Below are 12,295 nucleotides of genomic sequence, written 5' to 3' on the forward strand. Positions count from 1 at the left end.
CATCATGCAACGCCGTACGTTCCTGATGGGCACGGCGGCCGGGGCAGCTCTCGTCGCCGCCCCCACCGGCGGTCTCCTGACCGGCAGCGCCGTCGCGGCGCCGACGGTGGTCGGCTCGCCGGCCGAGCTCCAGGCCGCGATCGACCGGGCACGGCCGGGTGACCGGATCGTCGTCGCCGACGGCAGCTACACCATTCCTCCGGACAGCCCCCTCACCATCCGGAACAAGCGGGGGACCGGGCGCGCCCCCATCACCATCGCCGCCCAGTCCCTCGGCGGTGTCGTCCTCCACGGCGTACACAGTTTCGTCCTCGACACGTCCAGCCACATCACCCTCAGCGGCTTCTCCTTCCGCCAGAGCGGCACCCTGGAGATCCCGGAGAGCTGCTCGCACATCAGGCTGACCCGCAACGACTTCCAGCTCGCCGACATCGAGGGCGTGCACTGGGTGATGGTGCGCGCGGACGACAGCAAGGTCGACCACAACCACTTCCACGGCAAGTCCACGCTCGGCATCTACCTCGGTGTCGAGGGCGCGGGTACGGAGGAAATGGCCCAGCGCGTCCATGTGTTCAGGAACTACTTCTCCGACCACAGCTTCGCCGGGTCCAACGGCGGTGAGCCGATCCGGCTCGGCGTCAGCCCCAGAGCACTGTCCAGTGCCCACGCGGTGGTGGAGTACAACCTGTTCGAGCGCGCCGACGGCGACCCCGAGGCGATCTCCGTCAAGAGCTCGGACAACACCATCCGGTACAACACCGTCCGCGACAGCCTCGGCGGGATCGTGCTGCGGCACGGAAACCGCAGCAGGGTGGAGGGCAACCACCTCATCGGCGGCACGGACGGCCTCCGGATCTACGGCGACGACCATGTGATCGTCAACAACTACCTCGCCGGCCTCTCCGGGCGGGCCCTGGTGATCGGCAGCGGATCGGCTCGCGACCACCTGCCCGGCGAACCGGCCGACGCGCGACGCGGCAATGACGCGCCCGACCGGGTTCTGATCGCCTACAACACCCTGGTGAACAACGCAGGCACACTCTCCGGCGAGAGCCACCGCCCCCACGCGCCGCAGGACGTGACCGTCGCCGACAATCTGTTCGTCGCCGACTCGGGGGAACTGGTCTCGATGGCGAACACCGTACGGTTCACCTGGTCGGGGAACATCGTGTGGGGTGCCGCCCCTGACGGCAACATCCCGGCCGCCGGATACACCCGCATCGACCCGAGGACGGTGACCGGTCACGACGGCATCTCCAGGCCGGCCGCGGACAGCCCGGTGATCGACGCGGGCACGCTCAGGCGGCCGCCCGTCACCCACGACATCGACGGAAACCCGCGCGGGCGGGTCCGGGACGTGGGCGCGCACGAGTACTCCCGCAGGCCCCCCAGGCACCGGCCGCTGTCCCCGGCCGATGTGGGCCCCCGTTCCCGCTGAACACCCGCCCGGGCGGGACGGCCGGTCCGCTGTGAGCCCGGTCCTCCCACCGCCCGCCACAGCCGGTCCACCGCACGTCCGGCCGCGGGGGCCGTACGGAGCGGCCCGGCACCCTCTTGTCCTACCCGGCACCTTCTTGTCCCAGCAGGAGGCATCATGCAACGACGCACGTTCCTCAGAGGCACCGCGGTGGCAGCGCTGGCCGCCGTGCCGCTCACCCAACCGCCCTCGGTGGGCGCGGCGGAGGCCGCGGCGCCGGTCACGTCCCTGGCCGCCCTCCAGTCCGCGATCAACGCCGCCGCACCGGGCGACCGGATCGTCCTGGCGGACGGCACCTACACCGTTCCGTCCGGCGGCTCCATCAGTGTCTCGGGCAAGAACGGCACCACAGACGCACCGATCACCATCATCTCGGAAACCCGCGGCGGCGCGGTGCTCCAGGGCGAGCGCGGCTTCGTCTTCACCAACTCCAGCAACATCACCGTCAGCGGCTTCGCCTTCCGTCAGAGCACCTCGCTCGAACTCCCGGCGAACTGCTCGCGGATCCGGCTGACCCGCAACGACTTCCGGTTCGCTGACATCGAAGGGCTGTACTGGGTCGTCGTGCGGGCGGACGACGCGAAGATCGACCGGAACCACTTCCACGACAAGACCACCGCGGGCATCTTCATCGTGGTCGACGGCCCCGGCTCGACCGCCATGGCCCAGCGCCTGCACATCTTCAGGAACCACTTCTCCGACCACAGCTTCGGCGGGGCCAACGGCGGCGAGCCGATCCGGCTCGGCGTCAGCGGGCGGGCGCTGTCCGGCGCCAACGCGGTCGTGGAGTACAACCTGTTCGAGCGGTGCGACGGCGACCCCGAGACCATCTCGGTGAAGTCCTCCGACAACATCATCCGGTACAACACCATCCGCGACAGCCTCGGCGGAATCGTGCTGCGGCACGGCAACCGCTCCAGGGTGGAAGGCAATTACCTGCTCGGCGGCACGGACGGACTGCGCCTGTACGGCAACGACCACCTCATCGTCAACAACTACCTCGGCGGGCTGTCGGGCCGGGCCCTGGTGATCGGCAGCGGCACCACCCGCGACCACGACTCGGGCGAGACGACGGAGGAGCGGCGAGGCAACGACGCCTGCGACCGCGCGGTGATCGTGCACAACACGCTGCTCAACAACTCCAGCACACTGTCCGGCGAGACACGGGAGTACGAGCCCCGGAACGCCGTCATCGCCGACAACCTGCTCGTCGGTTCCTCCGGCAGCCTCGTCGCGATGGGAACGGCCACCGCGTTCACCTGGCAGAGCAACATCCTGTGGGGCACCGCGTCCAACGGCAACGCGCCTTCCGGCGGGTACACCCGCGTCGATCCGAAGCTGGTGACCGGCCCGGACGGCATCGCCCGGCTGTCGGCGGGCAGTCCGGCGATCGGCGCGGCCACCCTGGGCAGCCCCACCGTGACCGACGACATCGACGGCGACGCGCGCGGCGGCGCACGTGACATCGGCGCCGACGAATACTCGACAGCGCCCGCACTCCGTCACCCGCTCACGACCGCCGACGTGGGTCCGAACGCGGCCTGAAAGTCGCCCGCTCGTGACAACGAGCCGGTGAGAGGGCGCCGGTGAGGCGGTCCGTCCGTCCGGCCGGGACGGACCGCCTCCTTTGCCGGCCGCCCGTGCGGGATGGAGGCACCCGGACCCGCGGCCCCGAGAATGTGCACGACGGAGCCGCCGCAGGGCGACCGCAGGAAAGGAATGCCGTGACCGTGAGGAGAAGAGACGTGGTGCCGCGCACCGCAGGGCGAGCCGTCCACGGGCCGGGCCGGGTGACACCGTGACCAGGACAGGGCTGTGCTCGGTCACCTTCCGGCAACTGCCCGCCACCGAGGTGGCACGCCACGCCGCGGAGGCTGGCCTGGAGGTGGTCGAGTGGGGAGCCGACGTGCACGCGCCACCGGATGACGCCGATGCCGTCCGCGCGGTCCGCGACGCCTCCGACACGTACGGGCTCGGCTGCTGTTCGTACGGCTCGTACTTCCGCGCCACCCCGGGCGAGCTCGACGCGTTCCCGGCGATCGCGCGTGCCGCGGTGCTCCTCGGGGCGCCGCGGGTACGGGTCTGGGCGGGCGGTACCGGCTCGCGGGCCGCCACACCGCAGGAGCGGAGCGAGACCGTGGCCTGCCTGCGGGAGGCCGCCCGGATCGCCGCGGACCACCGCCTGGAACTGGCGCTGGAGTTCCATACGAAGACTCTTACCGACACTGTTCCCTCAACCCTTCGGCTCCTGGACGAGGTGGGCGCGGACAATCTCCGCACCTACTGGCAGCCACCGCTCGACGCCCCCGACGAGGAGGCGCTGGCAGGGCTCATGACACTCGGCGACCGCGTGAGCGCGGTGCACGTCTTCTCGTGGTGGCCGGCCAATCACAGACTGCCGTTGGCGGACCGGGAGGACCTGTGGACCGGGGTCTTCGATCTGCTGAAGCGGCGGAGCACCCCGGTCGAGGCACTCCTGGAGTTCGTACCCGGCGACGATCCGGACCTGCTGACGCGCGAGGCCACGACATTGCGGCGCGCCGCGGCCCTCACACCCAGGACCCCGGGGAGGCCGGCGATACGAGGGAGGCCCGGGAACGAGCGTCTGTGAAAGACCTGTCCGGCGGGGTCCGCCACCCGTCGGCGTGCGACGACCGGAGCGTACGCGGCTTCCGGGACGAGCGCCTTCCATCCCGCCACCCCTGTGCCAGGAGGCCAGACATGCACATCACGGAGCAGGACACGCTCCTGTTCATCGGCGACTCCATCACCGATGCGGGCCGCGACCGATCGGATTCCGCATCGCTCGGACATGGATACGTCCATGAGATCGCGCAGACGCTGCGTGCCCGGCAGGGCCCCGGCCCCACCGTCATCAACAAGGGCCTCAACGGAAACCGCGTGTACGACCTCGCATCCCGCTGGGCCGCCGACGTCATCGACCACCGGCCCACGACGGTCACGGTCAAGATCGGCGTCAATGACACCTGGCGGCGCTACGACCAGGGACTTCTCAGCCCGGTCGACGAGTTCGAGGCCTGTCTCGGAAGCCTCCTCGCGGACACCGCGCGGATACTGTCCGCCCGGCTCGTCGTCATCACCCCCTTCCTGCTTCCGGTCACCCCGGAACAGCAGGAGTGGTTCGAGGACCTGTCGCCCCGTACCGACGCCGTCCTTCGGGCCGCGCTGGCCAATAAGGCCAAGGTGGTTCGCGCGGATCTCGTGATGGGCCGTGCCGCGGAGGAGAGGGAGACGGCGGAGCTGGCCCCGGACGGGGTCCATCCGACAGCCCTCGGCCACAGGCTGATCGCCGATGCGTGGTTCGCCGCGGTCGACCCCGCGGGCGGCCCGCACCCACGAGGGTAGGCGGTAGGCGGTAGGCGGAGGACGGAATGCGGGCGGAGGCGGGCAGGGGAGATATCTATGGAACGAGCACCACCTTTCCGGCGACCGTACCCGACTCCGCCAGGCGCATCGCTTCGGAGGCGCGGGCCAGGGGGAGTTCGGCGGCGACCCGGGCGGCTATCTCGCCGCGCTGCAATGCCGCGAACACCTGGGTCAGGTCGCCGCGCAGCCGGGCCCGGAAGCGGTTCCTGGAGAGGGCGCGGCCGGCCCAGACATTGAAGAAGTACGCATGGCGTCCGTTGGGCAGCCAGTTCCACAGCCATACCCGGCCCAGGAGTCGGAGCACGGGCCACAGCCCCGATCCCTCGTCGTCGCGGGTGGCGGCGCTGCCGTAGGAGACGACCGTGCCGCCCGGGGCGAGCAGGCGCCAGGAGTGGGTGACACTGCGGCCGCCGACATGGTCGAACACCGCGTCCACGCCACCGGGGGCCAGCTCCCTCACACGAGCGGGAACATCGGCGCCGCGGTAGTCGACGGGGGTCACACCCAGCGCGCGGAGTGCGTCGTGGTGACGGGTGGATGCCGTCCCGATGACCTCGGCGCCGGCGCCGAGCGCCAGTTGGACGAGTATCGAACCGACTCCGCCGTTGGCGCCGTGGACGAGAACCGTGTGACCGGCGCGCACACGGGCCTTGCGGTGCAGCATCTGCCAGGCGGTGATGCCGTTGACGACCGCGGTCTCGGCTTCCGCGGGACTCACGCCCTTCGGCACCCCGACCGCGTCGTCGGCGTCGACCACCACATGACTGGCCCAGCCGCCGGTCCTGGTCATGGCGGCCACCCGCTTGCCGAGCAGGTCAGGGCCGACGCCCGCACCGACCGCCAGCACGGTGCCGACCAAGTCGTACCCGGGGACGAAGGGGAACGGTGGCTGGTCGAAGTAACGGCCCCGGCGCATCTGCTGCTCGGCGAAGGAGACCCCGGTCGCCTCCATTCCGATCAGGACCTGCCCCGTGCCGGGTACCGGAACCGGCTGCCCGTAGCGGATCTCCAGTCCCTCCGGCTCGACCCTGCCCGGCAGCACGACCTCGACGCGCTCGACGGCGTTCATCCCGACCTCCGCAGTGATTGTGCATCTCGTGTTCGTTATAAGCTATAACTAGCGTGAGCTACCGTAGTGGTGATGTCAAGCGGGTGGAAGGATTGATCGTGAGCAGGTGTGCCGGTATTGATAGCCTCTAACCGGCTGCTGGCGTGATGACGAGAAGTGAGAGGTGGCAACCATGGCCGGGACTGCGGCGACCCCCCGCGAGCGATATCGGGAGCAGGTGCGCGCCGAGGTCAAGCAGCTGGCCTGGGAGCAGATCGCAGGCGCCGGCGCGTCGGCGCTGTCCCTCAACGCGATCGCCAAGCGGATGGGTATGAGCGGACCGGCCCTGTACCGGTACTTCGCGGGCCGGGACGAGCTGATCACCGCGCTCATCCGGGACGCCTACCGGAGCCTCGCCGGCACCGTCCGGAACGCCGACCCCCGTGACCTCCCGGGGCTGGCACGGGCGTTGCGCGGCTGGGCGCTGGAGGACCCGCAGCGCTACTTCCTCGTGTACGGCACTCCGGTGCCCGGGTATCACGCGCCGCAGGACGTCACGGCGATCTCGTCGGAGATCATGTCGGTGCTGCTCGACGCGTGTGTCGCCGCCGGTCCGGAGGGAGCCCCGGCCGCCGCTGCCGGGGCTCCCCCCGGACCCCCGGCCGCCGCTGCCGGGAACCTCGATGTGTATCTGGAGGAGCACCGGCACTGGGCCTCCGGTCACCCCGCCGCCCGGCCTGCGGAACTGCGCCGGGCCCTGTCCTTCTGGACTCGTCTCCACGGTCTGCTCTCCCTGGAGCTGGCGGGCCACTTCACCGGTATGGACCTGGACGTGGAACTGCTCTTCGCGGCCGAGCTGGACGCGTTGCTCCCCGGCTGAGGCGGCGGTGTCGCGCCCTCCCCGCTGAGCGGCCGCGTCTGCTGCGCCGCTCCCGCGGCGCCACGCCCGGAAGTGCGCATGTGTGTGTCCACATCCGGACCGCTGTCCCGGTGAAGCCGCTCGCTCGCGTCGCGAGGTCCGGGAGGGTCCGGAGGATCGGGAGGGCCCGGAGGTCCGGGAGGGCACGGAGGGCGGGGCGGGCGGGGCGGGCCCGGAGGACCGTGGGAGTTGGGCTTCCCTGCACCGCCGGTGCGGCGAGCCCTCGCTGATGGCGCAGGGCTCTCGCCGTACCGCGGAGACCTGAGACCGAACCGGCCCGCCGGTCCCCGGTGTTGGCCGCCCCTTCCTCGTCCCGCCGCCAGCGGCGCCGGGCGCGGCCGCGAGGTTTCGACGTCATTGTCATGGGCATGACCATGAAGCCCGTATCGCCCGACGTGGCCCGACTGGAGGAAGCAGTGCAGATCAGAGCAGGTATGCGCCGAGACGGAGTGGGGATGCGCCGAGCCTCACTCGTCCTCGGCGCCGCCGTGATCCTGGTCATGGCTTCGGCGAGCAGCGCTCTCGCCGCCCCGCCCACCGCTCTGCCCGCGAACGCGGACGGGCTGGAGCAGACCTTCCAGCCCGCCTACGACTACGACGGCGACGGCTGCTATCCCACACCCGCCATCGGCACCGACGGAACCATCGCTCCCGGTCTCAACACCACGGGGGCCGTCAACGGCAGTTGCCACGACGCGGAGGACCTGGACAACACCAACGGATACGCGCGCTCCAAGTGCAACAACGGCTGGTGCGCCATCATGTACGGCCTCTACTTCGAGAAGGACCAGGCCGTGGCGGGCAGCGGCCTCGGTGGGCACCGTCACGACTGGGAGCATGTCGTGGTGTGGGTGCAGGACAACGAGGCCCGGTACGTCTCCACCTCCGCCCACGGCAACTTCGACATCCACGGCAGTGAGCGGATCCGGTGGGACGGTACCCATCCCAAGATCGTCTATCACAAGGACGGTGTGAGCACGCACTGTTTCCGGCCTGCCGGCTCCGGTGACGAACCGCCGGAGAACCACCACCACGCATGGCAGTTCCCCCGGCTGGTCGGATGGAACGGCTATCCCGAGGGGCTGCGGGACAAGCTGTCGCAGGCCGACTTCGGCAGCGCCGTCTTCGGCCTCAAGGACGGCAACTTCACCTACCACCTGGCGAAGGCGAAGCCCGCCGGTATCCCCTTCGACCCCAACGCCTGACGGGTGGCCGGTGCCGGGCGGCCTCTCCTCGGGCTGCTCGCGAAGGACCCTGGCGCGCCCGATGTCACGCCGTTGCCGTGGGCGAGGCTGCACGGCCCGTGCCCGGCCGCCGGGCACACTGGGCAGCTCCCGTACCCCCGACGAAGGAGAGCGCTGTGCCCCTCACACGTGAAGAGCGCGAACGGTTCCTCGCCGAGCCCCATATCGCCGCGCTGGCCGTAGCGGCGTCGGACGGCGGCCGCGCCCCGCTCAACGTGCCCATCTGGTACCAGTACGAGCCGGGCGGTGACGTCGTGATCCTGACCGGCCGCACCTCGCGCAAGGCCGAACTGATCGGCGCGGCGGGCCGGTTCTCGCTGCTGGTGGACCGGGCGGAGCCGACGATCCGCTATGTGTCCGTCGAGGGTCCCGTCACCGAGACCCGCGCCGCGACGCTCAAGGACCTGGAAGAGGTCTCGGCACGCTATCTCCCTGCCGAGAAAGTCCCCGGATACGTCGAGTTCGCCTCGAAGAACCACGGCGAGCAGGTGGTGATCCGGATGCGTCCGCGGCACTGGCTCAGCTCGGATCTCGGTCAGGTCTGATTCCTCGCACGGGCCGTCCCCTTCCCGCCGATTCCGCCCGGCGGGTCCAAGGGGGCGGCCGTGTCGTTCTCCCGGCTCGCGTGAGCGGCGGAGCCCGGTCACGCGAGCCCGCGGCCAACAGGTCTACACACCGTGACGCGAGTGTGTGGCACATGTGACCAACTCGTGTTTGCCGCGCAGTGGATCATGTCGGACTTGCGTTCTTGTCGAGGTCAGAGCCTCGTGGAATAGTTCGGCTCCGCTTCTCGTGGCCGCAGGGTGGGGCTTGTCGGCGGAGAGGCGCAGGGGGAGAGTCACTCAAACCGGGATGTTCGGCGTGCCGTGTGCCGTCATGCCCTTTTCGATCTTCACTGCGCCTTCGCCTTTCCCACACTTCTGTACGAGGGCGGGGGGCGTCGAACGGCATGTGACCGGCGCTGCCCTGATGTGTTGTCAGAGGTCTCGCCGGCTCCCGGGCTCGGCGCGAAAAGTGCGGGGTGGGAGAGAGATGTCGCTTGTCAGCAGGCGTGCCGGGCGGGGGGCCGTCGCGTTCGTCCTCGCGGCGGTCCTGTCCGCGACGGTGCAGGGAGCGGCGGCCGCGCCGCGGGCACCGGCCGCGGAAGGATGCGCGGGAGCACCGTCCGACTTCAACGGCGACGGCATCCGCGACGCCGTCATCACCGACCCGGAGGCCACCGTCTCGGGCAAGGCGCGTGCCGGTCTCGTGCACATCGTCTACGGCGGCGGAAAGGGCACCGCCGAACTGTCGCAGGACTCCGCGGGCGTCTCCGACAGTGCCGAGACCGGCGACCAGTTCGGCTTCTCCTTCGCCGTGTACGACGCCAACCTCGACGGCTGCAGCGACATCGCCGTCGGCATCCCGTTCGAGGACATCAACCTGGCCGACTCGACGGTCAAGGACGCCGGGCTCGTCCAGCTGGTCTACGGCTCGACGGCGGGCATGGCCGCCGGGACGCTCGGCACCTACGGCTTCCGCCAGGGCTCCGACGGAAAGCTCGGCGGCGGCTACGAGGCCGAGGACTGGGTCGGCTACGCCGTCGCCGCCGGGAAGTCCGCGACCGGCATCCCGTTCCTGGTCATCGGCGCCCCCGGTGAGGACGGTGGGGAAGGGGCCGACATGGGCATGTTCCACTACGTCTACGGCGTCAACTACGACGTCGCGCACGTCGCCCAGGACTCCACCGGCGTCTGGGAGGACCCCGAGCCGAACGACCGCTTCGGCGCGACGATCGCCGCCACCGACCGGTACTTCGTCGTCGGCGCGCCCGGCGAGTCCCTGGTCAACACCTCCGGAAAGAACGTCGAGTTCGCAGGTGGTGTCATCGCGTTCCGCTCCTCGGTCAACACCAACGGCATCCCGGCTCCGGTGTTCGGCATGGGACAGGGGCGCAGCGGCACCGCGGACACCGCCGCGCAGGCCGGGGACCAGTACGGCTCCGCACTGGCGATGGCCCCCTACCGGCCGGCCGGTGCCGCGACGACCACCGATGCCGTGCTCGCCGTGGGCGTGCCCGGCGAGGACCTGTCCACCACCGTGGACGCCGGCGCCGTGCACACGTACCACATGAAGGCGGACGGCACCGTCCAGCTCCTCAACTGGGTCGACCAGAACCTGCCCGATGTCGCGGGCGAGGCGGAGGCCGGTGACTTCTTCGGGCAGCGGATCGCCGCCGTGAACACCGCGACGAACGTCGTCAGCACCGCGGCGACCATGCGCTTCGCCGTGGGCGTACCGGGCGAGGAGTCCACCGAGGAGTACCCGGAAGAGGGCGGAGTACAGCTCTTCTCGCTGCTCGGCGCACCCGGCGACGCCGACAGCTGGATCTCGCCCGGAAACGGCATCCCCGCCGACCGAGCCCCCCGCATGCTCACCGGCATGGGGCTCGGCGCCGCCCCGGACTCGCTCTACGTGGGCGTTCCCTACGGGCCGGCCGGGTCGCGGGCCGTGCACGCCTTCGCCTGGAACACGCCGGACGGCGGTGCGCCCGCACAGAGCTGGAAGCCCGGTGAAGGCGGAATCCCGCCGGAGAACGTCGCATTCGGGACCTCCGCGCGCTGATCGCGCGGGAAGGATCAGGAGAGGAACCACTTCAGTGAGAACACCTGTGCGCGCGCCGCGGCGCGCGTCACGAAGACCCGCAGCCCTGTGGGTGAGCACCGTCACGCTGGCCGCCCTGGCCCTCGGGTTCGGCCCCGGAGCGCCCCTCGCGCCGCCCGCCGCGGCACTGGCCGCCGGCTGCTCGGGCGTGGACTCCGACTTCAACGGCGACGGCATCGCGGACACGGCGATCGCCGACCCCGAGGCCACGGTCAACGGCGTGCCGCGGGCGGGTCTGGTCCACATCGTCTACGGCGGCGGCAAGGGAAACCTGGCCCTGTCGCAGGAAACCGCCGGAATCCCGGGCGCCGCCGAGCCCAACGACCAGTACGGCTTCGCCCTGGCCGCCTACGACGCCAACTCCGACGGATGCGCCGATCTGGCCGTCGGGATCCCGTACGAGGACCTGGACGTCGTTCCCGACGCGGGCCTGGTCCAGATCGTCTACGGCTCCCCGGCCGGACTCGGCGGGGGCAAAGCCGTCAAGGAGCACCACCAGGGCCCGACCGCCTCCCTCGGCGGCGGCACGGAGGACGGCGACTGGACCGGCTACGCGCTGGCCGGCGGCAGGACCGCCGCGGGCACCTCGTACCTGCTGATCGGCGCTCCCGGTGAGGCCATCGGCACGGTCGAGGACATGGGCGTCTTCTACTACATCTCCGCCGACGCGGCGACCGCGGTCGGCATCAACCAGGGCACCACCACCGCCGGCGCGGTTCCCGGCGACCCCGAACTGGACGACCGCTTCGGCGCGTCGTTCGCGGCCACCCCCACGCACTTCGCCGTCGGCACACCGGGGGAGGCTATCGGTACGGTGCCGTTCGCCGGAGGGGTCGCGGTCTTCAGCCACACCCTCGTCTCCGGACTGCCCAAACCGCTGGTCGGGCTCGCGCAGGACCAGGACGCGATCCTGGGTGCCGAGGAGGCGGGAGACGCCTTCGGTACCGCGCTGGCCATGGTCCCCCACCGGCCGCCCGGCGCCACGTCGACCACGGAGTCCCTCCTGGCGGTGGGCATTCCGGGCGAGGACCTGGCCACCACGGTCGACGCGGGGGCCGTCCAGGTCTTCCGTATCACCGCCTCCGGGAGCTTCACCGAGGTCAACTGGATCGACCAGAACTCGGCCAACGCCGAGGAGGAGACCGAACCGGGCGACTTCTTCGGACAGCGTCTCGCCGCGGTCAACACCTCGCCCAACACGGTGGCTTCGGCCACCACCACCCGGCTGGCGGTCGGCGTGCCGGGGGAGGAGTCCTCCGAGGAACACCAGGAGAAGGGCGGGGTGCAGATCTTCCCGCTCGTCGGCGCCCCGGGTGCCTCCGACGCCTGGATCGACCCGGGCTGGGGCATCCCCGGAGAGCCCGCGCCCCGGCAGCTCGCCGGAATGAGTCTCGCGGCGACCCCGTCCGCGCTGTACGTGGGCATGCCCTACGGCCCCGCGGCGGGCCACGCAGTGCACGCCTTCGACTGGAACGTGGCGTCCGGCGGCGGCTCCGCGAAGACCTTCAGGCCCGGCGAGAACGGCATTCCCGCAGGTGACGTCGCTTTCGGAGCGGTGGCACGCTGATGAACGACAT

At 70.9% G+C, this 12,295-nt stretch carries 10 protein-coding genes; 9 read left to right on the top strand and 1 reads right to left on the bottom strand.

All coding sequences use genetic code 11. The features are described 5' to 3' along the window. Positions 1-4 precede the first annotated feature (4 nt). From OHA98_RS16845 to OHA98_RS16860, 4 genes are all read left to right on the top strand, one after another. A complete protein-coding gene (locus OHA98_RS16845) occupies positions 5-1,438 on the top strand; it encodes a polysaccharide lyase 6 family protein (RefSeq protein ID WP_266926629.1) in 1,434 nt (477 codons plus the stop codon). A 156-nt stretch (positions 1,439-1,594) separates the two neighbouring features. Then, positions 1,595-3,022, top strand: coding sequence for a polysaccharide lyase 6 family protein (locus OHA98_RS16850; protein ID WP_266926631.1), 1,428 nt, complete (start codon positions 1,595-1,597; stop codon positions 3,020-3,022). 253 nt (positions 3,023-3,275) lie between these two features. Continuing rightward, the gene (locus tag OHA98_RS16855) at positions 3,276-4,088 is read left to right on the top strand and encodes a sugar phosphate isomerase/epimerase (protein ID WP_266926633.1); all 813 of its coding nucleotides are present in this window, start codon (positions 3,276-3,278) and stop codon (positions 4,086-4,088) included. 110 nt (positions 4,089-4,198) lie between these two features. Then, positions 4,199-4,843, top strand: coding sequence for an SGNH/GDSL hydrolase family protein (locus tag OHA98_RS16860; protein WP_266926635.1), 645 nt, complete (start codon positions 4,199-4,201; stop codon positions 4,841-4,843). Positions 4,844-4,898: 55 nt separating this feature from the next. Here OHA98_RS16860 and OHA98_RS16865 read toward each other — a convergent pair whose 3' ends face one another. After that, positions 4,899-5,933: a medium chain dehydrogenase/reductase family protein gene (locus OHA98_RS16865; RefSeq protein ID WP_266926637.1), complete on the bottom strand. Its 1,035-nt coding sequence runs from the start codon at positions 5,931-5,933 to the stop codon at positions 4,899-4,901. Positions 5,934-6,105: 172 nt separating this feature from the next. Between OHA98_RS16865 and OHA98_RS16870 the strand changes: the two genes are divergently transcribed. The 5 genes from OHA98_RS16870 (at position 6,106) to OHA98_RS16890 (ending at position 12,285) form a co-directional block, all read left to right on the top strand. Continuing rightward, the gene (locus tag OHA98_RS16870) at positions 6,106-6,792 is read left to right on the top strand and encodes a TetR/AcrR family transcriptional regulator (RefSeq protein ID WP_266926638.1); all 687 of its coding nucleotides are present in this window, start codon (positions 6,106-6,108) and stop codon (positions 6,790-6,792) included. A gap of 494 nt (positions 6,793-7,286) precedes the next feature. Further along, positions 7,287-8,036, top strand: coding sequence for an NPP1 family protein (locus OHA98_RS16875; RefSeq protein ID WP_266926640.1), 750 nt, complete (start codon positions 7,287-7,289; stop codon positions 8,034-8,036). A 155-nt stretch (positions 8,037-8,191) separates the two neighbouring features. Beyond that, positions 8,192-8,620 carry a pyridoxamine 5'-phosphate oxidase family protein gene (locus OHA98_RS16880; RefSeq protein ID WP_266926642.1) on the top strand — a complete coding sequence of 143 codons (429 nt, stop codon included), beginning with the start codon at positions 8,192-8,194 and terminating at the stop codon, positions 8,618-8,620. A 487-nt stretch (positions 8,621-9,107) separates the two neighbouring features. After that, complete coding sequence (locus tag OHA98_RS16885) at positions 9,108-10,679, top strand: VCBS repeat-containing protein (protein ID WP_266926644.1); 1,572 nt, start codon at positions 9,108-9,110, stop codon at positions 10,677-10,679. A 91-nt stretch (positions 10,680-10,770) separates the two neighbouring features. After that, a complete protein-coding gene (locus OHA98_RS16890) occupies positions 10,771-12,285 on the top strand; it encodes a VCBS repeat-containing protein (RefSeq protein WP_266926645.1) in 1,515 nt (504 codons plus the stop codon). Positions 12,286-12,295 lie beyond the last annotated feature (10 nt).

The organism is Streptomyces sp. NBC_00654, assembly GCF_026341775.1.
Classification (GTDB): Bacteria; Actinomycetota; Actinomycetes; order Streptomycetales; family Streptomycetaceae; genus Streptomyces.

What these genes read in the sequence shown, in the direction of transcription:
- OHA98_RS16865 (WP_266926637.1), bottom strand. Translation starts at nt 5,933, where the DNA reads ATGAACGCCGTCGAGCGCGTCGAGGTCGTGCTGCCGGGCAGGGTCGAG.
- OHA98_RS16845 (WP_266926629.1), top strand. Translation starts at nt 5, where the DNA reads ATGCAACGCCGTACGTTCCTGATGGGCACGGCGGCCGGGGCAGCTCTC.
- OHA98_RS16870 (WP_266926638.1), top strand. Translation starts at nt 6,106, where the DNA reads ATGGCCGGGACTGCGGCGACCCCCCGCGAGCGATATCGGGAGCAGGTG.
- OHA98_RS16885 (WP_266926644.1), top strand. Translation starts at nt 9,108, where the DNA reads ATGTCGCTTGTCAGCAGGCGTGCCGGGCGGGGGGCCGTCGCGTTCGTC.
- OHA98_RS16860 (WP_266926635.1), top strand. Translation starts at nt 4,199, where the DNA reads ATGCACATCACGGAGCAGGACACGCTCCTGTTCATCGGCGACTCCATC.
- OHA98_RS16875 (WP_266926640.1), top strand. Translation starts at nt 7,287, where the DNA reads ATGCGCCGAGCCTCACTCGTCCTCGGCGCCGCCGTGATCCTGGTCATG.
- OHA98_RS16850 (WP_266926631.1), top strand. Translation starts at nt 1,595, where the DNA reads ATGCAACGACGCACGTTCCTCAGAGGCACCGCGGTGGCAGCGCTGGCC.